This is a genomic window from Candidatus Krumholzibacteriia bacterium (assembly GCA_035649275.1).
GTDB lineage: Bacteria > Krumholzibacteriota > Krumholzibacteriia.
This window is the reverse complement of record DASRJW010000024.1, coordinates 94920-117637: the sequence shown is the minus strand read 5'-3', so window position 1 is coordinate 117637 and position 22718 is coordinate 94920. Positions and strand designations below refer to the sequence as shown.

Here is a 22718-nt window from a genome sequence, read left to right as displayed (position 1 = left end):
GAGGAGTTCGCCAGCTCCCGCAGCCGCCACGCGGTGCTGGTGCACCTGCGCACGGCGACGAGCGCCGACGGCCGCATCCTGGCGAACGAGATGCGCGCCGTCGCCAACACCGGCGCCTATGGGACCCACGGTATGACCGTGCTCTCCTGCACCGGGAGCAAGACGCTGCCGCTCTACCGCTGCCCGAACCTGCGCTTCGTGGCCGACATCGCCTACACCAACCTGACGGTCGCCGGGGCCTTCCGCGGCTACGGCGGCCCGCAGGGCTACTTCGCCCTGGAGTCGCACATCGACGAGGTGGCCCTCGGTCTCGGCCTCGACCCGCTGCAGTTCCGCGTGCAGAACGCCATCCGCACCGGCGATCCGGACCCGCTGGCGGTCGCCCTCGGCGAGGGCAAGGAGGGTTTGCCCCGCACGGTGCAGAGCTGCGGTTTGCCGCTCTGCATCGAGCGCGGTGCGGCGAGCATCGGCTGGGAACGCCGGCGCGGCGGGAGCTTCGAAACGCCGGACCCGCAGGCCGTGACGAGTGGGCGGCCGACGCGCAGGCGGGGCATCGGCATGGCGATCGCCATGCACGGCACCTCCATCCCCGGCGACGACATGGGAGCCGCGAGCATCAAGGTGAACGAGGACGGCACCTTCAACGTCCTCTGCGGCGCCACCGACATCGGCACCGGGAGCGACACGGTGCTGGCGCAGATCGCTGCCGAGGTCCTGGGAGTGGAGACGCGGGCCATCCTCCTCTACGCCGCCGACACCGATATGACACCCTTCGACGTCGGGGCTTACGCCTCGAGCACGACCTACATCTCGGGTCGCGCCGTGCAGCGCGCCGCCGAAGTGGTGCGCGCCGAGCTCCTGGACATCGCCTCCGACCTGCTCGGCGAACGGGCGGTGGAGCTGCAGGGCGGTTTCGCCCGCGCCGCCTCGGGGGAGTGCGTCGCCATCACCGAGGTGGCACGGGCGTCCCTGTACGGCCCGCGCAAGCGGCAGATCCAGGGTGCGGCGTCCAAGCTCTCCGAGGACAGCCCGCCCCCCTTCGCCGCCACCTTTGCCGAGGTGGAGGTGGACTTGGAGACCGGCGCCATCCAGGTGTTGCACCTGGCGCAAGCGGTGGACTGCGGCGTGGCCATCAATCCCATGCAAGCCGAGGGGCAGGTGGAAGGCGGCACGGCCCAGGCGCTCGGCTATGCCCTCTACGAGGACATGCGCTACGACGCCGCCGGGCGCTTGCTCAACCCGAGCTTCGCCGACTACAAGATCCCGAGCGCCCTCGACATGCCGCGCCTCACCGTGCACCTGGTGCCGACAGAGGAGCCGAGCGGTCCCTTCGGCGCCAAGAGCATCGCCGAGATCCCCCTCGACGGGCCGGCCCCGGCCATCGCCAACGCCGTGCGCGACGCCCTCGGCATCCGGCTCGACGCCTTGCCCATGACCCCAGAGCGGGTCTGGCAGGCGCTGCGTACCGCGGCGGAGGCCGCCGCCACCCCGCCATTGCCGAACGCTACGGCCGTACCGGTCGCCGGCGCGACGCAGCGATGAGCGAGATCCTGCTCCGCGACGTGCACCACGTCGCCACGCTGTCCGACGCGGGCGAGCGCTTCGAGCGCGTCGACATCCTGATCCAGGACGCCCGCATCGCCGCCATCGGCCCGGACCTGGAGCGCCGTTACCCGGTGACAGCGGGCGTCCCACGCGAGTCGGTGGCCGCGCGCACCTGTCTCGCCCTTCCGGGTCTCGTGAACACGCACCACCATCTTTTCCAAACCTTCCAGCGCGCCCTGCCGGCGGTGCAGGACGCCAAGCTCTTCGACTGGCTCATGCACCTCTACGGGATCTGGAAGCACCTCGACCCCGAGGTGGTGTACTGGAGTACCCTGCTCGGCGGCGCCGAGCTCCTGCTCACTGGCTGCACCACGACGAGCGACCATCATTATCTTTTCCCGCGCACGGCGCCGGCGGAGCTCCTGGACGCCCAGTTCGAAGCGGCGGAGAAGCTCGGCCTCCGCTTGCACGCGAGCCGCGGCAGCATGTCGCGAGGGCGCACTCTAGGCGGTCTGCCCCCGGACGAGGTGGTGCAGGACGAGGAGGCGATCCTGAGCGACAGCGAGCGCGTGCTCCAGCGCTGGCACGATCCCGCGCCGCTCGCAATGCGACGCGTCGTGCTCGCGCCATGCTCGCCCTTCTCGGTGACGGCGTCGCTCATGGAGGAAACGCGGCGCCTCGCCCGCGCCCACGGCGTCCATTGCCACACCCACCTCGCTGAGACAGAAGACGAGAACGCCTACTGCCTGGAGCGCTACGGTCGCCGGCCGCTCCGCTGGATGGAGGATCTCGGCTGGCTGGGGGCCGACGTGTGGTTCGCCCACGGCGTCCATTTCGACGCGGACGAGATCGAGGTTCTCGCCCGGACCGAAACCGGAGTCGCCCACTGCCCCACCTCGAACATGCGCCTCGGCAGCGGCACCGCCCCGCTGCTGGAAATGCTCCAGGCCGGCGTCCACGTGGGTCTCGGCGTCGACGGCAGCGCCAGCAACGACACCTCCGACATGCTGGGCGAGGTCCGGCAAGCGCTGTTGCTCGCCCGCACCCGCGGTGGCCCCAGCGCCCTCGACGCCGACACGGCGTTCCGGCTGGCGACACGGGGCAGCGCCCGGCTGCTCGGTCGCGCCTCCGAGCTCGGTAGCCTCGAGGTCGGCAAGGCCGCGGACCTGGTCCTCGTCGATCTCGATCGCCTCGACCTGGCAGGCGCCCTCGCCGATCCCCTCGCCGCCGTGATCTTCGCCGGCATCTCGCACCGGGTGCACACGAGCATCGTCAACGGGCGGATCGTGGTGCGCGACGGCCGCCTGGTCACGGTGGACGAGAGCGAGATCGCCCGCCGCGCGCGCGCGCTCGCCGCCCGGATGCTGCGACAGGCAGGCGTGGAGCTGCCGTTCCGCCTCCCGGATTGGTAAGGGAAGCGATGGCGGAGAATATCGAGATCAAGCTGCGCGTGGCCGATTGGCGGGATTTGCTCCAGCGGCTGCGGGCGCTCGACGGCATCCGCGACGAGGGCGTTCTCGAGCAACGGGATGTCTTCTTCGACTGCCCCAGCGGCCGGCTCAAACTCCGGCTCGTGACTGGGCTTCCCGCCCAGCTCATCCACTACGAGCGCGCCGATGCAGCGGCGCTCCGTTCCTCCCGTTACACGCTGATCGAGATCCCAGACGGCGAAGATCTTGGCGCCGTTCTGCAACTTGCTCTCGGTACCCGTGGTGAGGTGTGCAAACGGCGCCACCTGTTTCTGCTCGACAACGTCCGCATCCACCTGGACGAGGTCCACGCTCTCGGACGCTTCGTCGAGCTCGAGGCCGTCGTCGACGCCCAGCATGACCAAGCCGCCTGTCTTGCTGCTGCCCAACGCCTTCTGCAGAAGCTTGGTCTCGACGGCGCCCCGCGGGAGAGCCATGCCTACATCGACCTCTTGCAAGGTGGTAGCGCGGACTGATCTGGGGCTAGGTCGCCGTAGAGGCAGGCACACGCACGGGAGGTGGCAGGCCGGCGGGAAGCGGGTGCACGGCGGGGTCGAGCGCGTGAGCCAGGATCTCCAGGCTATCGACCAGCCGCGGACCGGGACGGCTGAAGTACTGCGAGCCATCGGTGACGAAGACGTGCCCTGAACGGACAGCTGGCAATTCCTGCCACCCGGGGACGAACTGCAACCGCGGCACATCTTCCAGGGTGCGCTCGATACGCAAGCCGCAACAGGCGATGACCACGACCTCCGGCTGCCAGTCGATCACTTCCTCCCAGCGGAGCTGCCGGGAGGGCTCCCCTTCGCGGCCCAAGCCCTCGACGCCTCCCGCCAGCCGCACCAGCTCGGGGCTCCAGTGGCCGCAGGCAAAAGGCGGGTCGAGCCATTCCAGGAGCGCGACCCGCGGCCGGTGCCGCGACCGAGCTGCACGCGCCACCACGGCCTCGACGCGGGCGCTCAGCGCGCCGACGGCTTCGTCCGCCTGCCGCTCCACACCGGCAGCTGCAGCCACCTGCCGTATCGCGACGAAGACTTCGGCAAGCGTCCGCGGTTCCAGGTTGAGAACCCGGGGTGCAGCGGGGAGAGAACAGACGGCAGCGCGGACTTCCTCTTCGGCCACGGCGCACACATCGCAGAGCGCTTGCGTCACGATCAGCTCGGGACGCAGCGCTTCCAGCGCCGGCAGGTCGAGGGTGTAGAGGGCCCGGTTCGTCTGCAGACGATCGCGAACCAAGCGATCGATGGTGCCGCTCGCGGCGTCGACGGGGATCAGGGTGCGCGTCACCTTCGGCAGAGCCTGGACCGGCGCCGGGAAGTCGCACTCGTGGGTGACGCCGAGCAGCTGGTCCTCGAGCCCCAAGGAGCAGATGATTTCTGTGGCGCTCGGGAGCAAGGAAACGATCCGCATGGGCAGTGCGCCCCCGAATCACTGCAGGCTGGCGACGGGGCCGAGGCCGATGAGGACGTTCTTCTCCCGGCGGAGGTAGGCGTCGGCGAGGCGCGCGACATCGTCGCAGCTCACTGCGTCGAGGGCACGCAGGATCTCGCTGACGCTGATCTGGCGGCCGAAGTAGATCTCGTTCTTCGCCATCCGGGACATGCGGCTCGCCACATTCTCCATACCGAGGAGCATGCTGCCCTTGAGCTGGTCCCGGGTGTCCTCGAGCTCGCGCTGCGAGATGCCGTCGCGGCAGAGCTTCTCGTACTCCAGCCAGACCAGATCCAGGGCGGGCTTGGTGTTCTCCGGCGACACCGCCAGGAAGGTGCCGGCGAAGCCGCCATCTCGGGCGAACTCGGTCATCGTGCTCACGGCGTAGCAGAGCCCGGCGTTCTCCCGCACGCTCTGGAAGAGCCGCGAGCTCATGCCGCCGCCGAGCAAGGTGGAAAGGAGCAGGAGGGCGTAACGGTCGTCGTTCTGATACGACATGGTGGTGCTGCCGAGCACCAGATACTGCTGCGTGAGCTTCTCGTCCACCTGGAAGTGCACCGTCTCGGGATTGGGCCGCACGGACAATTCTGCATGCGGCACCTGCCCGGGGGCGAAGCCGAAGGCCGCTTCGACCTTGCCCAGCACTTCCTGGCTCTCCACCGCCCCGGAGACGGAGATGAGGACGTTCTCCCCCACGTAATGCCGGGCCATGAACTCCCGTAGATCCGGCTGGGTGATGCCGCTCACGCTCTCCCGACTGCCCAGGATCGGCCGGGCCAGGGGGTGCTCGCCGTAGAGCTTCTCCGCCAGGATCTCGAAGATCCAATCGTCCGGCGTATCGAACACGTTGTTGATCTCTTCGATGACCACGCCCTGCTCGAGCTTGATCTGCTCCGGCTCCAGGGTCGGCCGGAGCAGGAGATCGGAGATCACGTCGAGAGCGAGATCGAAATGCTCGCGCAGCACCCGGGTGTAGAAGCAGGTGTATTCCTTGGTGGTGTGCGCTTCGAGGGAGCCGCCCACACGCTCCAGGGCGAGGGCGATCTCGTAGGCCGAGCGCCTCTCCGTACCCTTGAAGACCATGTGCTCGACGAAATGCGTGATGCCGGCCACGCGCCTGTCCTCGTCCCGGGAGCCGACCCGCACCCAGACGCCGATGACAACGGAATAAGTGGCAGGCACGGGCTGGACGAGCACGGTCACGCCCGGGGCCAGCACCCGTTTCTCGATGCGTTCTTCCGTGGAATAGGAACCGAGGTGCACGGCCGCCCCTCCCTCTGCCTCCGCCCGAGCGCGACGCGGCAGGGACCCCTGCCGGCGTCGCGCCCCCTGTCCGCGCTCAGCGGTTGTAGCTGCCGCCGCCGCCGCCCCCGCCACCTGGACGGCCGCCTCGCCCGCCACCGCCACCGCCACCGCCACCGCCACCGCGCCGGCGTCTGTCCCGGCCACCGCCGCCGCCGCCACCGCCACCGGGGCCGCCCGGCCCGCGCCGCTCGTAGCCGCCGCGGTCACCCTGGGGGCCGCGATCCCCATGCGGGCCGCGCTCCGCCGGCGGGCGGTCGTAACCCGAGCCCACCTCGACGGCCTCCTCGCGGGGCAGCAAGGCCTTGTGGGAGAGCCGGACCTTGCCCTCGCTGTCGATGCCGATGACCTTCACCTGGATGGTGTCGCCCTCCTGCAGCACGTCGGTGACGTGGTTGATCCGGTGGTGGGCGATCTCCGAGATGTGCAGGAGTCCGTCCCGGTTGGGCAGGATCTGCACGAAGGCGCCGAAATCGGTGATGCGGCGCACGGTGCCGTCGTACACCGCCTCCAGCTCCGGTTCGGCGACGATGTCGCGGATCATCTGCAGGGCTTTCTCCCCCGACGCCTGATCCACGGCGGCGATCTTGATCAATCCCGTGTCGTCCACATCGATGGTGGCGCCGCTCTCCGCCGTGATGGCGCGGATGACCTTGCCTCCGGGGCCGATGACGTCGCGGATCTTGTCCACCTTGATCTGGATGGTGGTGATCTTCGGCGCGTACGGCGACAACTCCGCCCGCGAGGCCGCAAGCACCTCGGCCATCTTGGCGAGGATGTGTTCGCGTCCCTCCCGCGCCTGCTCCAGCGCCTGGCGCATGAAGTCCCGGGAGAGACCGGCGACCTTGGTGTCCATCTGGAAGGCCGTGATGCCCCGGTGCGTGCCGGTCACCTTGAAGTCCATGTCCCCCAAGTGATCCTCGACGCCCAGGATGTCCGAGAGCACTACCGAACGGCCGTCCTCGATGATGGCGCCCATGGCGATTCCCGCCACCGCATCGCGCACCGGCACGCCGGCGTCCATGAGCGCCAGGCTGCCGCCGCAGACCGAAGCCATGGAGCTGGAGCCGTTCGACTCCAGGATGTCCGAGACCAGGCGCAGGGTATACGGGAAGGTCTCTTCCGACGGGATCACTGGCGTCAGTGCCCGCTCCGCCAGCGCCCCGTGCCCGATCTCGCGGCGGCCGGTGCCGCGGATGGGGGAGACCTCGTTGACGCTGAAAGGCGGGAAGTTGTAGTGCAGCATGAAGCGCTTGGTGAACTCGCCACCCAGCGTGTCCATGCGTTGCTCGTCCTTGGCGGTCCCGAGCGTAGCCACCGCCAGGCTCTGAGTCTCGCCGCGGGTGAACAGCGCGCTGCCATGGGTACGCGGCAGGACGCCGACCTCGATGGAGATCTGGCGGATGTCCTTGGGACCTCGGCCGTCGGCGCGCACGCCGTCCTCGAGGACGGCGCGGCGCATCTCACGCTGCTCCACCGCCTCGACCGCGGCGCGGATCGCCCCCTCCGCCTCGGGAAATTCCGTCGCGAGAGTGGTAGCGACCTCGTCCTTCAGCTGATCCACGGCGCTGTAGCGCTCGAGCTTGGCACGAATGCGGTTGATCTCGCGCAGACGCCCGAGGGCCAATTTCTGCACCCGCGCTTCCAGCCCGGCGGGCTTCTCCTTGGGGGTGAAGGTCGCCTTGGGGCGCGGCCCGACGGCCTCGAAGAGCTGGCGCTGCAGGCCGTTCAAGCGACGGATCTCGTGGTGGGCGAATTCCAACGCGTCCACCAGCGCCGCCTCGCTGACCTCCTTGCAGCCGCCTTCCACCATGACGATGGACTCGTCGGTTCCGGCCACGGTGACGTCCATGTCGCTCTCGTCCATCTGTTGCACCGTCGGGTTGATGACGAACTGGCCGCCCATACGTCCGACGCGCACGCCCGAGACCACATGGGGGAACGGGATCTCCGACAGGCCGAGCGCCGTGGAGGCGCCGGTGATGCCCAGCACGTCGGTCTCGTTGTCCTGATCGAAGGAGAGCACCGTCGCGATGATCTGGATGTCGTTGGAAAAGCCGTCCGGGAAGAGCGGGCGCAGGGGCCGATCGATGAGACGTGCCGAGAGGGTCTCGCCCTCGTGCGGCCGGCCCTCGCGCTTGAAGAAACCGCCGGGGATCTTGCCGGCGGCGTAGGATTTCTCCCGGTATTCCACCATCAGCGGCAGCCAGCTCTTCGCCGGGTCCGCCTTGGGCTCCATGACCGCGGTCACCAGGATGACACTGTCTCCGAAGCGCACGACTACCGCGCCGCCCGCCTGTTTGGCCATTCTTCCGGTCTCGATACTGAAGGTCCGGCCACCGACCTCCGCCGTCACGATCTTCTGCATGCTTCCTTTTCCCTCACTTCCGCTTTCCGCTCTCGCGCCGCCCCGGGAACCGCCAATCTCCTCCGGTCCGGCGCGACGGCTGTCGCGCCACCGGGAAGATCCCATGCCGGCCCGGACGGGGCCTCGAAACAGGCTAGCGACGGAGCTCGAGCTCCTTGATGAGCATCTTGTAGTGCTCGACGTTCTTGTTTTTCAGATAGTCCAGCAGCCGGCGCCGCTGGCCGACCATCTTCAGGAGTCCACGCCTCGAGTGGTGGTCGTTCTTGTGGACCTTGAAGTGCTCGGTCAAACTCCGGATTCTCTCGGTGAGTAGAGCGATCTGGACCTCGGGAGAGCCCGAGTCGTGCTCGTGGAGCTTGAACTTTTCGATCACCTGCCGCTTGTTGTCCTTCGATAGAGCCATCGTCGCGAACCTCCCGTGAAGGACTATGGTCACGATGGCTGCAGGCGCTGGCTTGCCCAGTCACCCGCGCTTTTCGAACCGTGGGAACCTAACACAATCAAAGAACGCTGCAAAGCCCCATGTGGGCGCAGAAACGACTCGAAATCACGCCCCCAACCGTCTGTCGACAGGCAGGATGGCTGGCTCAATCGAGCTGCGCACAGGCCGCTCTGGCCTGGGCGATGTCCTGGCGGATCTGGGCCACCAGAGCCTCCGGCCCGCTGAACTTCCGCTCGTCTCGCAGGCGGGCGATGCACTCGAGCCGGAGGCCGGCACCGTACAGATCGCCGTCGAAATCGAGGATGTGGACCTCCACCGATTGGGTTCCCTCCTCGACGAAGGTGGGCACGACGCCGATGTTGAGCGCCCCCGCGTGCAGCCGCCCCTCGATGCCGACGCGTGCCGCGTAGACTCCCCGCGCCGGGACGAGCTTCTCCGCCGACAGCTGCAGATTCGCGGTGGGGATGCCGATGGCCCGCCCGCGGCCGCTGCCGCGCACCACCGTGCCCTGCAGCGCATAGGGCCGGCCGAGGAGCTCGGCGGCGGCTTCGACGTTGCCGGCGTCGAGGAGATGGCGGATGCGGGTGCTGCTCACCGGCGCGCCGCCGATCTCGAAGGCCGGCACCGAGCGCACTTCGAAGCCGAGGACGCCGCCCAGCTCCCGCAGGCGTTCCTGGTTTCCTTGTCTTTCATGTCCCAGACTCACGTTGTAGCCGAGAACGAGACGGCGGGCTCCCAATCCGGTACAGAGGAAGTCGCGGACGAAGTCCACGTAGGACATGCGCGCCAGCTGCTGGTCGAAACGGAGCACCGCCACGGCGCCGAGGGGATAGCTGCCGAGGAGCTCGAGTCGCTCCGGCAGCGGACTCAGCAAGCGCGCCCGCTTCGGCGGCCCCAGCACCGCGCGGGGGTGCGGATCGAAGGTGACCACGGCGACGGCCCCGGCCGGCGCTCCCTCGAGGGCGGCCGCTAGGATGCGCTGGTGACCGCGATGCAAGCCGTCGAAGACGCCCACGGAGACCACCGAGTAACGCGGTGCTGCGGGCAGCTCGTGCGGGAAGTTGGCGTAGACCTTCACGCCGCTTCTCCCCCTGCGTCGACGCGCACCGGCTCCGGGAAGACGCGCAGCAAACGCACGCGCGCCCACTGCTTCTTGCCGTCCACCTGTGCCATGGCCAGGAGGCGTTGGCCATCGGCGGAGAGCAACCGGTGCGGACCGGAAAGGCGCGGCACCTCCACCAGCGCCCGTAGCTCCGGCTGGGCACCGTGTCGCAATGCGGCTTCGAAGGGAGCGCGGACCGTGAGGGCCGGGAAGGAGCGGAGCGCCGCCGGCAGCGCCAGCACGCCGGCGGGGGGCGGCGAAGCCGTGCCGGCTGCCGCGGCCAGGGCTGTTTCCAGGGCTTCCAGGCTCGATGCTTCGGCCAGAGCGAAGGGGCCGACGGCGGTTCGGCGCAGCGCCTCCAGGTGCGCCGGAACGCCGAGCGCCTGGCCGAGATCGTGAGCGATGCTGCGCACGTAGCAACCGCGCCCGCAGCGGAGGTGGATGTCGGCGTAGTCGGTCCCGAGAGCGCGGAGAGCGATACTGTGCACCCGGACGCGCCGCGGCTGCCGCTCCACTTCCCCACCGGCACGGGCGATCTCGTAGAGCCGGCGCCCCTGGTGCTTCAGCGCTGAAACCATGGGCGGGGTCTGGTCGATCTCGCCGGCGAAGCGCTGCAGCGCCTCCTCCACCTGGCTGGCCGCGAGCGCCGGCACCGGCGCGCTGGCGATGACCTCCCCCGCGGCATCGTGAGAATCCGTGGCGGTGCCGAAGCGCACGCGACCTTCGTATTCCTTGGGGAAGTCGACGAAGAGCCCGGCGAGCCGGGTGGCGACCCCGGTGCAGAGGACGAGCAACCCGGTGGCATTCGGATCCAGGCTGCCGCTGTGTCCGGCCTTCTGCACCCGGGCGGCGCGGCGCAACCGGCGCACCGCACCGAAAGAGGTCAGGCCTTGAGGCTTGTCGATGAGGAAGACCCGGTCGTCGAAATGCATGACCTCGTCTCGGGAGGGAGGCTCAGCCGCGCAAGGCCTGCAGCACGGCCTGCACGATCAGCTCCTGCGCCCTGTCGATGTCGGCATCGACGCTGCAACCCGCGGCGTTCCGATGCCCGCCGCCGCCGAACTCCCGGGCAATCCGCGATACGTCCAGGAGATCCGGCGAACGCAGGCTCACCCGGGTGCGCCCGGAGTCGACCTCACGCAGCATCGCCGCCACCTGCACCCCATCCACCGAGGTGGCGTGGTTGACGAAGCCTTCGCTCTCCTCCATGCGCGCACCGCTGCGCTCCAGCATGTCCCGGGTGAGGCACAAGGTCGACAGCTTGCCGCCGGCGTGGAATTCCAGGGTGGTGAGGACCTCGCCGAGGAGGCGGAGCGCCTGCGGGCGCCGCCGGAACATGTAGTTCTCCGCCAAGCGGCCCGGATCGGCACCGAGCGCCACCAGCTCGGCGCCGACCCGCAGCGTTTCGGCATTGGTGTTGGAGAAACGGAAGCACCCCGTGTCGGTGATGAGCCCGACGTAGAGGCAGGTCGCCGCCTGGGACGTGACGCAACCGGGCCAGGCTTCGCGCAACAGGAGATAGGTCAGCATGGTGGTGGAGGCGACGCTCGGATCCGCGAGGTCCACGTACTCGCAGGGGCGCTCGGGGCCGCCGTTGCCCGGGTGGTGGTCGATGTTCACCACCACCGTCTCGGGGCTGACGTGATCGAGCACCGCGTGGATGCGCCGGAAGCTCCCCACGTCCACGGCGATGATCACCTCCGGCGGGAAGAGCTCGCCCAGCCGCGTCACGTCCCCCATGTGTTCGGTGCCCGGCAGGTCCTCGTATTGTCGCGGGAACGGATGCTGGCGGATGGCGACGATGCGCTTCCCCATCCGACCCAGGACCTCCTGCAACGCCAGCGCCGCGCCGATGGAGTCGCCGTCCGGCGATTCGTGCACGCTCACCCAGATGCGATGGTGCGACTGCACGAGGGCGCGGAAACGAGCCGCTGCGGCAGGGATGTCGATCTCAGCCATCTTCCGGCTCCTCCGGCGCGGCCGGTGCCTGCGGCTCTCCGGCCTGCTCCTTGATCTCACGCAGCAGCTGATCGATGTGGGCGCCGCGTTCCAGGGAGGCATCGTGGACGAAACGCAGCTCCGGCACCGTCCGCAGGCGCAGATGGTGGCTGGCTTCGCGGCGCAGGAAACCGGCGGCGTTCTCCAGGCCGCGCTGCGCCTGGCGCTGCGCCGTTTCCGAGCCCAGGACGCTGTAGAACACCTTGGCCACCGCCAGATCCCCGGACACCTGCACCCCGGTCACCGACACGGCCTGCACGCGGGGGTCGCGCACCCGGCGCGCCAAGAGCTCCACCAGTAGGTCGCGGAGACCGGCGTTGAGCCGGGCGAGGGCGACAGGATCCACGTTCTCTCCTCATTCCTCCGGGCGCGCGCCCGGAACTTTCGAGCTTAGCGCAGCTCCACGGCAACGTCGAGCAACTCGACTCGATGATCGCTCTCGACGAGATCGCTGGCCTTGGAAAGCACCGAGTGCACCACGCGGGAATCGTTCGACACCGTCACCAGACACAGCGTGGAGCGCTGCCAGAGATCGTGGTGATCGGCTTCGCTGACCGCGAGATTCAGCCGCCGGCGGAGGCGGTCGATGAGGCTGCGCAAGACGAAACGTTTCTCTTTCAGCGAGGTGCAGCCGGGGATGTAGAGGTCGAGTGTACAGAAGCCGACGACCATGGACGCCACCCTTTCAGAGGGTGCGCGCGACCTCCTCCAGGCGGTAGACCTCGAGGACGTCGCCCACCTTGATGTCGTCGAAGCCGGAGACACCGATGCCGCACTCGAAGTTCTGGGACACCTCGCGCACGTCGTCCTTGAAGCGCTTGAGCGACGAGACCGTGGCGTCGTAGACCACCACGTGGTCGCGGATGACCCGGATCTTGCCGTTGCGGGTGATCTTCCCTGAGGTCACGTAGCAACCGGCGATGGTCCCCACCTTGGGAACCCGGAACACCTGGCGCACCTCGGCGACGCCGTCGATGCTCTCCTTCGTCTCCGGCGTCAGCAAGCCCACCATGGCTTCCTTCACCTCGTTGACCACGTCGTAGATGACCTCGTAGAGCCGGATGTCCACGCCCTCGCGCTTGGCGAGCTCCCGAGCGTGCTGGCTCGGGCGGACGTGGAAGCCGACGACGATGGCATTGGACGCCGCCGCCAGGGTGACATCGGTCTCGTTGATGCCGCCGACGCCGCGATGGATGACGCGCACCGCCACTTCGGTGGTGGAGAGCTTCTCCAGAGACTCGGTGAGCGCCTCCACCGAGCCGTCCACGTCGCCCTTGAGAACGACCTTGAGCTCGGCGAGACCGCTCTCACGCATCATCTGGTGGAACTGTTCCAGACTGACGCGCCGGCTCGACTTCGCCTCGCGGGCGCGCTCGTACTGCTGGCGCTTGGAAGCGATGTCCCGCGCCTGGCGGTCGCTCTCGACGACGGTGAATGGATCCCCCGCCTGCGGCACGCCGTCGCAGCCCAGCACCTGCACCGGGTCGGCGGGGCCGACGTTCTCGATGCGCCGCTCGCGCTCGTTGAGCAAGGCGCGGACGCGACCCGAGTGCCTGCCGGCGACGAAGACGTCGCTCAAGTTCAGCGTCCCCTGCTGCACCAGCACGTTGACGACCACACCGTGCTGCGGCGTCTTGCGCGCTTCCAGGACGACGCCGCGCATGCGCCCTTCCCGCGGCGCCTTGAGCTCCAGCATCTCCGCCTGCAGGTGGATGAGCTCGAGCAGCTGCTCCAGCCCCTTGCCGGTCTTGGCCGACACCTCCACCGCCGTGATCGTGCCGCCCCAATCCTCGAGGAGGACGTTGTTCTGCGCTAGCTGCTGCTTTACTCGCTCGACGTTGGCATCCGGCAGATCCACCTTGTTGATCGCCACCAGGAAGGGCACGTTGGCGGCGCGGGCGTGATTGAGCGCTTCCAGGGTCTGCGGCATGACGCCGTCGCTCGCTGCCACCACCAGCACCACCAGGTCGGTCACCTGCGCGCCGCGGGCGCGCATGGCGGTGAAGGCCTCGTGACCCGGCGTGTCCAGGAAGGTGATGCGATGCCCGCCCGGGGTGGTGACCTCGTAGGCGCCGATGTGCTGGGTGATGCCGCCGGACTCGCCGGCCACGACATTGGTGCGCCGGATCTTGTCGAGGATCGAGGTCTTGCCGTGATCGACGTGGCCCATGATGGTGACCACTGGCGGCCGCGGCAGCCGGGGCGCCTCGGATTCCTCCACGTCGAGCTCGGTCTCCTCGAACTCGCTGATCCACTCCACTTCGTATTCGTACTCGGCGGCCAGGATCTCGATGGTGTCCTTGTCGAGCCGCTGGTTGATGGTGGCAAGAACGCCGTTCTTGAACAGCTTGCTGATGAGCTCGTGGGGGGCCACGCCGAGCTCGGCGGCCAGATCCTGGAGCGGCATCATCTCCACCGCTTGGATGACGTTCTCGCGCTCGTCCACTGCCACGCCGCCGGCGTGGACGCGGCGTCGCCGGCGCTGCCGGCGCGGGCCATCGATCTCGGCCATCGTCTTCTGGAAGCTTTCGCGCACCGCGCGCTCGTCGACTCCCGGCTTCTTCCGCCCCTTGGTGCCGCGCGGCCGGCGCCCGGGAGCGAACTCCGGCGGACCACCGCCGCGACCATGGCGTTGCGGCGGGGGCGGCTCGGGCGCCCGCGAGCGGGGCGGAGGCGCCGTCGAGGAACGGGGCGGGCGCGTCTCCATCGGCCGGGAGCCGCGGTGTTCAGGCGGACGGACTGCCGGTGGCGGCGGGGTCGGAGGCGCGGCGGCTTGGGCCTTGGCCACGGCCGCCTCTCGCGCCCGTTCCTTGGCGGCGCGTTCTTCCTCCGCTTTGTGCTGCTGGATCGCTGCGTGCACTTCCTTACGCTTGCTCTCCTCCACCTTGACCTGAGCTTGCGCCTGGGAGAAGCGCGCTTCGATGGCCGCCAGCATCTCCGGTGTCGCCGTGCTCATGTGGTTCTTGACTTCGTGGTCGAGATCCCGGAGCACCTTGAGCAAGGCGTCGCTGGAGACGTTGAAGTCCCGCGCCACTTCGTAGATGCGCTTCTTCTTGCTTTCCGCCATGACCGTCACCTTGCTTCCCCTCGGGACGGCGGCCCAGACTCCGCCTCCACGAGCCGCAGCAGCTCGGTCGCTAGCCGCGGATCCAGGACTCCCAGGATCGCCACCGAGGCGCGACCCACGAGGCTTCCGAGCTGCTCCTTGTCGAGGTCCACGGCGACGCAGGCCACCGTCTCCCCGACGCCGCTGTCCCGGACCGCGCTCGCCCCGGCATCACGCGCCACGAACACGGCGTGCAAGCGGCCCGTACCCGCGGCGCGCCGGCAAGCCGAGCGCCCCAGGGCGAGCTTCCGGGCTCGGTGCGCCTGCCCCAGCAGGTTGCGCAGCTTCTCCATCCGGCGCAGCCCGGCTCACCCCACCGGCGGCCGCTCGGGTGCATCGGAGGCGTCCGCCTCCGCCGCCGCGGTCTCCGCTTCCGGTTCCTCGGGCGCTTCCGGGGCCGCGGGCATCTCCCCTGCCTCGATCTCTTCGACCGTCTCGGTCTCGGCTTCCGACACCGCCGCCGGGGCTTCGGCTTCCGGCTCGTCCGGCTCCAGCTCCGACTCGTCGCGGAAGGTGAGCGTCGCCGCGGCGGCGTCCGCTTCCGGAGCCGGCACGCGGTCGAACATCTGCTCGTCGAACAGATGCTCCTGGGCCTGCAGCGCCTGAGCGAAATCGGTTTCGATCTGCTTGGCCCTCTCCACTCCCAGGGTCCGCAAGCGCGCCACCCGTTCCTCGTCCATGCCTTCCAGGCCCAACAGGTTTTCCACCTCGGCGGCGTTCAGGTCCTTCAAGGTGTGCACGTTGATGCTGCCGAGCAGGGTCACCTCTTCCGGCGTCAAGCCTTCCACCTCGTCGAGGGCGACGCGCATCTCCTTGTCGAGACGCTCGCGCTGCGCCATCTCGGTGGAGCTGACCAGGTCGATCTTCCAGCCGGTCAGACGGACGGCGAGGCGCACGTTCTGCCCCTCCCGGCCGATGGCCAGCGACAGCTGCTCGTCCTCGACCACCACGGTCATCTCCTGGCTCTCGCGCCTGATGCGGATGTTCTGCACCTTGGCCGGAGAGAGCGCCTTGGTGACGAACTGTTGCGGTTCCTCGCTCCAGGGCACGATGTCCACCCGTTCCCCCGAGAGCTCCTTGACCACCGCTTGCACGCGGGAGCCCTTCATGCCCACGCAGGCGCCCACGGCGTCCACCCGGTCGTCCTTGGAGTACACCGCGATCTTCGAGCGCCCGCCGGCGTCCCGGGCCACGGCGCGGATCTCCACGATGCCGTCGTAGATCTCCGGCACCTCGCTCTCGAACAGCTTCTCGATCAGACCCGGGTGGGTGCGCGACAGGATGATCTGCGGCCCCTTGCCCACGTCCAGGACCTCGACGACGTAGGCCTTGATCGGCAGCCCCTGATGCCAGCGCTCGCGGCGGATGCTCTCCTTGCGCGGCAGGAAGCCTTCGGCTTTCCCGAGGGAAACCAGCACGCCGGTGCGGTCTTGCTGCTGCACCGTACCGGTGATGATGTCGCCGACCCGGCCCTTGAACTCGTCGAAGATCTTGCCGCGCTCCACCTCGCGGACCCGCTGCACCAGCACCTGTTTGGCGAGCGCGATGGCGTTGCGGCCGAACTCCGAGAACGGCAGCAGCTCCCGGATCTCGTCCCCTACCTTCAGGTTCGGATCCAGCTCGTGGGCCTCTTCCAGAGTCACCTGGCAGACGGGATCCTCGATCTCGTCCTCGTCCTCCACCACAGCCTTGACGAGGAACGGCTGCACCGTGCCCTTCTCCTCGTCGATGTCGACGTGGACGACCGCGTTGTTGCCGTACTTCTTCTTGATCGCCGTCGTCAGCCCGACCTCGAGGGTCTCGTAGAGGAGACCCTTGTCCACCCGGCGCTCGCGGGTGAGCTGGTTCAGGGCTTCCAGGATGCTGTAGTTCATATCCTTCACCTTGGGGCGCTGCGGCGCCCGCCTTTGAGATCCTGCCCCAGATCCCGGTGCAGTCGCGCCTTGGCGATCTGCGCCAGAGGGATCCGGCGTTCGCCCTGGGTCGTCTCCACGCAGAGCACGTCGTCTTCCAGCGCTCCGAGCACGCCGGTCACGGAGGCACCGCCGTCCACCGCTTCCCGCAGGCGCAACTTCGCCGGTTCGCCGCGAAAGCGCCGGAAGTGTTCCGGCTTGGTCAGCGGCCGGTTGATCCCGGGCGACGACACCTCGAGATAGTACCCGGCCGGGAGGTCGGCGCAGGAATCGAGGAGCGGGCCCACCGCCCGGCTCGCTTGCGCGCACTGCTCGAGCAATACGCCGCCCGGTGCATCCAGGGTCACGCGCAGGATGCGGCGGCCCGACTCGACGGCGAACGTGACTTCGATGCACTCGAAGCCGAGAGACGCAAGCTCGTGCTCGATGCGTTCGAGGAGCCCGGAGGGGAGCGTAGCCGCCATGGGCCTCCTCTGATGCCAAAAAAAAGTGGGTCCGCGAACCCACTCAACCCCGGTCACCTTAAGCCCATCGGGCCTGGCCTGGCAAGCCCCCCCCTCCCTCAGGCTCCAGAACCGCGTCCCAGGCGCTGCAGGACGTGCAGCACCACCCGCGCCACCTCCTCCAAGCTCGCCGGGCTGCATGCCGCCGGCAGGTCGCGCGTCGTGTGCCAGGCGGGGTAATCGAGATCGATGAGGTCGACTGCCGGGATGCGCTGGAGCAGGAAGTGCATGTGGTCGTCGTAGACGGCAGGGCCGGGAGCGGAGACGAATGACTTCGCTCCCAAGGATTCGGCCACGGCGAAGACCAGGCGTGTCAACGCCGGCGCCGCTCGCAGCGAGTTCTCCTCCATGCGAATGTGCAGGTCCGCGTCTCCCACCATGTCGAGGAGCAGCATGGCGCGGGGCCGGTACGCGCCCATGGTGGCGGCGAAATGGCGGGAGCCGAGCAGATAGTGCTGCACCTCTCCCTCTTTGCCGTAGTCCTCGCCGTCGAAGAAGACGAGGTCGACGCCGACTCCCGGATCCCAGCTCCCGAGGGCTTCGGCCACTTCGAGGAGCACCGCCACACCGCTGGCGCCGTCGTTGGCACCGGGCACGGGCAGCGACTGTGCCGCGCCGCTGTCGCGATCGGCGCGGGGGCGCGAGTCGTAGTGTGCGGCGAGGAGAACGCGCGCCGGGCGCTCGGGATGGAAATGCGCCAGGATGTTGACGAGTTGCAGCGAATCGGTGCCGTACGGATCGGCGAGGCGGAACTCCTGCAGGCCGAGCTTCTCCGCCCGGCGCTCGAGGTGCGCCAGGATGTAGCGGCGGCAGCAGGCGGCGGCCGCGCTTCCCGGCACCCGCGGGCCGCAAGCAACCTGTGCTTCCAGATGTTGGAAGGCGCGAGCCCCGTCCGGGGCCGGCGGCGGTGTGGGGGGCGGCGCGCTGCTGCCACAAGCTCCGGCCGCCGCGAGCAGCATGAGCACGGCGAGGGCACACCGTCTCAAGTGCTCTCCTCGACGGGCCCGAGCCAGGGCGCTCTCCCCCAGGCCTGCAACCTTTCTTGCAGCGATTTCACGTGCACCCGTTCTTCTCGGAGGGCCCGGATGGCTCGGGCGAGAGCCAGGGCCCCGGAGAGCGTCGTCACCATCGGGATGCCGTGGGAGACGGCGGCGCGGCTGACCGCATTTTCGTCGAAACGAGAGGTCTTGCCGAGGGGTGTGTTGACGATGAGCTGCACCCGGCCGGCGTGGATCTCGTCGCGGATGTCGGGCTTGCCTTCGTTCACCTTGAAGACCCGGCGCGCCGACAAGCCGGCGGTCTCCAGCACCTGGGCGGTGCCGGTGGTGGCCAGGAGATCGAAACCGAGCTCGCGGAAAGCGCGGCCGATTTCTGGCGCCCGGCGCTTGTCGCGCTCGTTCACACTGATGTACGCGGTGCCGCGCACGGGCAGGCGTTCGTCGGCGGCGATCCAGGCCTTGAGCGTCGCTTGCCCCAGCTCCGGCGCCCAACCCATGACCTCGCCGGTGGAGCGCATCTCCGGCCCCAGATAGACGCCGGCGTCGGGGAACTTGCGGAACGGGAAGACGGGTTTCTTCACCGCGAAGCCCGCCACCACGCCCGCGGGCGGTAGATCGAGATCGTCGAGCCGGGCGCCGAGAGCGATGTCGGTGGCCCGGCGCGCCAGCGGCACGCCGATCGTCTTGCTGACGAAGGGAACGGTGCGCGAGGCGCGTGGGTTGGCCTCGAGCACGTAGACGACGCCGTCCAGCATGGCGAACTGCATGTTGAGCAGCCCGCGCACCTGCAGGGCTTCCGCGACCTGGCGCGTCGTCCGCTCCAGCGCCTGGCGTACCTCGTCGGGGAGAACGTAGGGCGGCAGCAGGCACTCGCTGTCGCCGGAGTGCACCCCCGCTTCTTCGATGTGCTGCATGATGCCGGCGATGTAGGTGGAGCTGCCGTCGGCGAGGGCGTCGACGTCGAACTCGTAAGCGTCCTCCAGGAAGCGGTCGACCAACACCGGAGCCCCTGGCATGGCTTCGAGAGCCCGCTCCACGTAGCCCACGAAAGCGCTCTCGTCGTAGACGATGCGCATGGCGCGCCCGCCGAGCACGTAGGAAGGTCGCACCAGCACCGGGAAGCCGATGCGCCGGGCGCATTCGCGCGCCTGCTCCACGTCGGCCGCCATCCCCCAGGCCGGGCTCGGGACGTGGAGATCGGCGAGCAGCGCGGCGAAGCGGCCGCGATCCTCGGCGAGATCGATCGACTCGGCGCTCGTGCCCAGGATGCGCACCCCCGCCGCGTGCACCGCCTGCGCCAGCTTGAGGGGCGTCTGGCCGCCGAACTGCACGAGCACCCCCTCCGGGGCTTCGAGCTCGAGGACGTCCAGGATGGATTCGAGCGCCAGCGGTTCGAAGTAGAGCTTGCTCGCCACGTCGAAGTCGGTGCTCACGGTCTCGGGATTGCAGTTCACCATGATGGCGTCGTAACCGCGCTCACGCGCCGCCTGCACCGCCTGCACGCAGCAGTAGTCGAACTCGATGCCCTGGCCGATGCGGTTCGGGCCGCTGCCGAGGACGACGACGCGGGGCGAGCTGCTCCGCACCGACTCGTTCTCCTCTTCCCAGGTGCTGTAGAAGTACGGCGTCGTGGCGGCGAACTCGCCGGCACAAGTGTCCACCACCTTGTAGACCGGATGCAGGTCGAGCCGCTGGCGCAGCCGCCGGAACTCTGCCGGCGCCAGGCCCACGAGACGGGCGATCTGCTCGTCGCCGAAGCCATCGCGCTTGGCGTCCTGCAGCAAGCGGCGCAGGGACGGGTCGTCGTCGGTCGCCTCCTTCGCGGCTGACCGCAGCTGCGGCGCCGCGGCGCGGAGCTCGGCGCGCCGCACCCCGAGGGCGCCGATCTCGTGCAGGAACCACGGATCCATCCCGGTCGCGGCGGCCACTTCTTCCACGCTCCGGCCTTCGCTCTCCAGCGCGGTGGCGATCTCTTGCACCCGGTTCGAGTGCGCCTCCTCCAAGCGCAAGGGCCCCGGGGGTGCCGGATCCACTCCGTGCAGGCCTCGCTCCAGGGAGCGGAAGCCCTTCTGCAGGGCCTCGCGGAAGGTGCGCCCGATGGCCATGGCTTCGCCGACCGAGCGCATCTGCACTCCGAGCACGTCGCGCTGTCCCTGGAACTTCTCGAAGTCCCAGCGCGGCACCTTCACCACCACATAGTCGAGGGCCGGTTCGAAGGCGGCGCAGGAAGTGCCGGTGATGTCGTTGGGGATCTCGTCCAGGGTGTAGCCGATGGCCAGCTTGGTCGCCACCCGGGCGATGGGGAAGCCGGTGGCCTTGGACGCCAGCGCCGAGGAGCGCGACACCCGCGGGTTCATCTCGATGATGCGCATGTCGCCGGTCTGGGGCTGCACGGCGAACTGCACGTTGGAGCCGCCGGTCTCGACGCCGATGGCGCGGATACAGCGCAAGCCCCAGTCGCGCATCTGCTGGTACTCGCGATCGGAGAGCGTCATCGCCGGGGCCACCGTGATGCTGTCGCCGGTGTGCACCCCCATGGGATCCAGGTTCTCGATGGAGCAGACCACGATGGCATTGTCCTTGGCATCCCGGACCACCTCGAGCTCGAACTCCTTCCACCCCACCAGACATTCCTCGACGCGCACCTCGCCGAGGGGCGACTCGCGGAGCGCTCCTTCCACCAGGAGCTCGAAGGCATCGCGATCGAGAGCCGTCCCGCCCCCCGAACCTCCCAGGGTGAAAGAGGGCCGGACGATCACGGGGTAGCCGAGGCCCTCGGCGAGGGCCAGCGCCTCCGCCAGGCTGCGCGCCTGGCCGCCGCGGGTGGAGACGAGGCCGGCTTCGCGCATGCAGGTGTCGAAGCTCTCCCGGCTCTCGGCGCGCATGATCGCGTCGGCCCCGGCGCCGATCAGCTCGACCTGGTGGCGTTCGAGGATCCCGGTTCGATGCAGGAGGAGAGCCAAGTTGAGAGCGGTTTGACCGCCCACGGTCGGGAGCAGGGCCTGGGGCCGCTCGCGTTCCAGGATGGCGGCCACGTAGTCCGGGTGCAGCGGCTCGAGGTAGGTGCAATCGGCGACTTCGGGGTCGGTCATGATCGAGGCCGGATTGCTGTTCACCAGGACGACGCGCAGGCCTTCCTCGCGCAGCGCCCGACATGCCTGGGTGCCGGAATAGTCGAACTCGCAGGCCTGGCCGATGACGATGGGGCCGGAACCGAGGACGACGACGGAGCGGAGATCACTACGCCGCGGCATCCGCACCACCCGCCGACACGGCCGGCGCCGGCTGGCGCTCCGGCAACGCGAGACCGGCGTGGGCGGCCGCGAGGCGCAGGAAGCGATCGAAGAGACCGTCGTTGTCGTGCGGGCCCGGCGCCGCTTCCGGGTGGTACTGCACGGAGAACACCGGCAGCTCGCGGTGCCGCAGCCCTTCGACGGTGCCGTCGTTCAGGCTCACCTCGGTGATGTCGAGGGGCAGCCGGGCGAGAGACTCGGGATCCAGGGCGAAGCCGTGATTCTGCGTCGTGATCCGCACCTTGCCGGTGCTCTTGTCGTGCACCGGATGGTTGACCCCTCGATGGCCGAACTTGAGCTTGTAGGTGCGCCCGCCGAGAGCGAGTCCGAGGATCTGGTGTCCGAGGCAGATGCCGAAGAGCGGCACCCGGCCGAGGAGACCGCGCACCGCTTCGATGCCGTAACCCACCGCAGCAGGATCGCCGGGACCATTGGAGAGGAGGATGCCGTCCGGCGCCAGGTCGAGCGCTGCCGCCGCCGGCCAGTGCGCCGGCACCACGGTGAGCCGGCAGCCCCGCGCCAGCAGACGGTGCAAGATGTTGCGCTTCACCCCGAAGTCGTAGACCACGACGTGCAGTCCCTCGCCGTTGGCGCCTTCGTCCGGGGCGCGCTCGTAGGCCGAGAGCCGCAGGTCCGCCGGTCCCGCTTCGGGCCCTGGCAGGAGCCGGTAGGGCTCCTTGCAGGTCACCACTGCGGCCAGGTCTGCATGCTCCAGGCCGGGCCAGGCGAGCGCCGCCTGGTGCAGCTCCGTTTCCGGCGCCGACCCGGGCCCGAGGCTGCCACGCTGCGAGCCGCGCTCGCGAAGCAGGCGGGTGAGCGCCCGTGTGTCCACGTCGTAGAGCCCGGGGATGCCGTGGCGCTCGAGGTAGGCGTCGAGGCTCTCGACGCTCCTCCAGTTGTGTGGGCGCGACAGGGCACGCACCACGAATCCCGCCACCTGCGGGGCGCGGGATTCGTCGTCGAAGGGGGCGATGCCGTAGTTCCCCACCTGCGGCGCGGTCATGACCACGATCTGCTGGGCGTAGGAAGGATCGGTGAGGATTTCTTGGTACCCGCACATGCCGGTGTTGAAGCAGACCTCGCCGACCACGGGCCCGGGCGCGCCGAAGGCCCGGCCGCCAAAACGAGTCCCCTCTTCGAGAATGAGTTGGGCTGGCGCGTCGCGCGGTGGGGTCCAGGCGCTGGACGGCAAGGTGGCGGGTCGCACGTGCACGAGCGCGGAGGGTAGCAAGGATACCGGCTCTTTGG

General features: G+C 69.1%; 19 protein-coding genes. 3 read left to right on the top strand and 16 right to left on the bottom strand.

Annotation, left to right across the window (positions count from 1 at the left end; all coding sequences use genetic code 11):
* The 3 genes from VFE28_02120 to VFE28_02110 all read left to right on the top strand — a co-directional run.
* On the top strand, positions 1 to 1542 hold a 1542-nt coding region (locus VFE28_02120; protein ID HZM14773.1), incomplete at its 5' end, for a molybdopterin cofactor-binding domain-containing protein.
* Positions 1539 to 2957, top strand: a complete 1419-nt coding sequence (locus tag VFE28_02115; protein HZM14772.1) for an 8-oxoguanine deaminase — start codon at positions 1539 to 1541, stop codon at positions 2955 to 2957. The genes VFE28_02120 and VFE28_02115, both read left to right, overlap by 4 nt.
* A gap of 8 nt (positions 2958 to 2965) precedes the next feature.
* On the top strand, positions 2966 to 3490 hold the full coding sequence (locus VFE28_02110; protein ID HZM14771.1) for a class IV adenylate cyclase: 525 nt from the start codon (positions 2966 to 2968) through the stop codon (positions 3488 to 3490).
* 7 nt (positions 3491 to 3497) lie between these two features.
* Here the strand turns inward: VFE28_02110 and VFE28_02105 are convergent, their stop codons facing one another.
* From VFE28_02105 to carA, 16 genes are all read right to left on the bottom strand, one after another.
* Positions 3498 to 4424, bottom strand: coding sequence for a cobalamin-binding protein (locus tag VFE28_02105; protein ID HZM14770.1), 927 nt, complete (start codon positions 4422 to 4424; stop codon positions 3498 to 3500).
* A gap of 18 nt (positions 4425 to 4442) precedes the next feature.
* The gene (locus tag VFE28_02100) at positions 4443 to 5708 is read right to left on the bottom strand and encodes a pitrilysin family protein (GenBank protein HZM14769.1); all 1266 of its coding nucleotides are present in this window, start codon (positions 5706 to 5708) and stop codon (positions 4443 to 4445) included.
* Between the two features lie 76 nt (positions 5709 to 5784).
* Positions 5785 to 8115, bottom strand: coding sequence for a polyribonucleotide nucleotidyltransferase (gene pnp, locus VFE28_02095; protein ID HZM14768.1), 2331 nt, complete (start codon positions 8113 to 8115; stop codon positions 5785 to 5787).
* 133 nt (positions 8116 to 8248) lie between these two features.
* Complete coding sequence (rpsO, locus tag VFE28_02090; GenBank protein ID HZM14767.1) at positions 8249 to 8518, bottom strand: 30S ribosomal protein S15; 270 nt, start codon at positions 8516 to 8518, stop codon at positions 8249 to 8251.
* A gap of 184 nt (positions 8519 to 8702) precedes the next feature.
* A complete protein-coding gene (locus VFE28_02085) occupies positions 8703 to 9635 on the bottom strand; it encodes a bifunctional riboflavin kinase/FAD synthetase (GenBank protein ID HZM14766.1) in 933 nt (310 codons plus the stop codon).
* Positions 9632 to 10591 (bottom strand): tRNA pseudouridine(55) synthase TruB, encoded by a 960-nt coding sequence (truB, locus tag VFE28_02080; protein HZM14765.1) that lies wholly within the window; start codon positions 10589 to 10591, stop codon positions 9632 to 9634. Before truB ends, VFE28_02085 begins: the two co-directional genes overlap by 4 nt.
* Positions 10592 to 10613: 22 nt before the next feature.
* Positions 10614 to 11618: a bifunctional oligoribonuclease/PAP phosphatase NrnA gene (locus VFE28_02075; protein ID HZM14764.1), complete on the bottom strand. Its 1005-nt coding sequence runs from the start codon at positions 11616 to 11618 to the stop codon at positions 10614 to 10616.
* Entirely contained in the window at positions 11611 to 12003 is a 393-nt protein-coding gene (gene rbfA / locus VFE28_02070; protein ID HZM14763.1) for a 30S ribosome-binding factor RbfA, read from the bottom strand. Before rbfA ends, VFE28_02075 begins: the two co-directional genes overlap by 8 nt.
* A 44-nt stretch (positions 12004 to 12047) precedes the next feature.
* Positions 12048 to 12329 (bottom strand): DUF503 domain-containing protein, encoded by a 282-nt coding sequence (locus VFE28_02065; GenBank protein ID HZM14762.1) that lies wholly within the window; start codon positions 12327 to 12329, stop codon positions 12048 to 12050.
* Between the two features lie 13 nt (positions 12330 to 12342).
* Positions 12343 to 14724 carry a translation initiation factor IF-2 gene (gene infB, locus VFE28_02060; GenBank protein HZM14761.1) on the bottom strand — a complete coding sequence of 794 codons (2382 nt, stop codon included), beginning with the start codon at positions 14722 to 14724 and terminating at the stop codon, positions 12343 to 12345.
* Positions 14725 to 14729: 5 nt separating this feature from the next.
* Complete coding sequence (locus VFE28_02055) at positions 14730 to 15056, bottom strand: hypothetical protein (GenBank protein ID HZM14760.1); 327 nt, start codon at positions 15054 to 15056, stop codon at positions 14730 to 14732.
* A 15-nt stretch (positions 15057 to 15071) separates the two neighbouring features.
* Positions 15072 to 16637, bottom strand: coding sequence for a transcription termination factor NusA (gene nusA, locus VFE28_02050; protein ID HZM14759.1), 1566 nt, complete (start codon positions 16635 to 16637; stop codon positions 15072 to 15074).
* Between the two features lie 5 nt (positions 16638 to 16642).
* Positions 16643 to 17140 carry a ribosome maturation factor RimP gene (gene rimP, locus VFE28_02045; GenBank protein ID HZM14758.1) on the bottom strand — a complete coding sequence of 166 codons (498 nt, stop codon included), beginning with the start codon at positions 17138 to 17140 and terminating at the stop codon, positions 16643 to 16645.
* Positions 17141 to 17238: 98 nt separating this feature from the next.
* Entirely contained in the window at positions 17239 to 18165 is a 927-nt protein-coding gene (locus tag VFE28_02040) for a M28 family peptidase (protein HZM14757.1), read from the bottom strand.
* Positions 18162 to 21431 carry a carbamoyl-phosphate synthase large subunit gene (gene carB / locus VFE28_02035; GenBank protein HZM14756.1) on the bottom strand — a complete coding sequence of 1090 codons (3270 nt, stop codon included), beginning with the start codon at positions 21429 to 21431 and terminating at the stop codon, positions 18162 to 18164. Before carB ends, VFE28_02040 begins: the two co-directional genes overlap by 4 nt.
* The gene (gene carA / locus VFE28_02030; protein ID HZM14755.1) at positions 21418 to 22701 is read right to left on the bottom strand and encodes a glutamine-hydrolyzing carbamoyl-phosphate synthase small subunit; all 1284 of its coding nucleotides are present in this window, start codon (positions 22699 to 22701) and stop codon (positions 21418 to 21420) included. The genes carB and carA overlap by 14 nt, the downstream gene beginning before the upstream one ends.
* Positions 22702 to 22718 lie beyond the last annotated feature (17 nt).

Excerpts from the sequence above, each read along its gene's own strand:
- VFE28_02115 (HZM14772.1), top strand. The coding sequence starts at position 1,539 with ATGAGCGAGATCCTGCTCCGCGACGTGCACCACGTCGCCACGCTGTCC.
- VFE28_02110 (HZM14771.1), top strand. The coding sequence starts at position 2,966 with ATGGCGGAGAATATCGAGATCAAGCTGCGCGTGGCCGATTGGCGGGAT.
- VFE28_02105 (HZM14770.1), bottom strand. The coding sequence starts at position 4,424 with ATGCGGATCGTTTCCTTGCTCCCGAGCGCCACAGAAATCATCTGCTCC.
- pnp (HZM14768.1), bottom strand. The coding sequence starts at position 8,115 with ATGCAGAAGATCGTGACGGCGGAGGTCGGTGGCCGGACCTTCAGTATC.
- rpsO (HZM14767.1), bottom strand. The coding sequence starts at position 8,518 with ATGGCTCTATCGAAGGACAACAAGCGGCAGGTGATCGAAAAGTTCAAG.
- truB (HZM14765.1), bottom strand. The coding sequence starts at position 10,591 with ATGCATTTCGACGACCGGGTCTTCCTCATCGACAAGCCTCAAGGCCTG.
- VFE28_02075 (HZM14764.1), bottom strand. The coding sequence starts at position 11,618 with ATGGCTGAGATCGACATCCCTGCCGCAGCGGCTCGTTTCCGCGCCCTC.
- VFE28_02065 (HZM14762.1), bottom strand. The coding sequence starts at position 12,329 with ATGGTCGTCGGCTTCTGTACACTCGACCTCTACATCCCCGGCTGCACC.
- infB (HZM14761.1), bottom strand. The coding sequence starts at position 14,724 with ATGGCGGAAAGCAAGAAGAAGCGCATCTACGAAGTGGCGCGGGACTTC.
- VFE28_02055 (HZM14760.1), bottom strand. The coding sequence starts at position 15,056 with ATGGAGAAGCTGCGCAACCTGCTGGGGCAGGCGCACCGAGCCCGGAAG.
- nusA (HZM14759.1), bottom strand. The coding sequence starts at position 16,637 with ATGAACTACAGCATCCTGGAAGCCCTGAACCAGCTCACCCGCGAGCGC.
- rimP (HZM14758.1), bottom strand. The coding sequence starts at position 17,140 with ATGGCGGCTACGCTCCCCTCCGGGCTCCTCGAACGCATCGAGCACGAG.
- carB (HZM14756.1), bottom strand. The coding sequence starts at position 21,431 with ATGCCGCGGCGTAGTGATCTCCGCTCCGTCGTCGTCCTCGGTTCCGGC.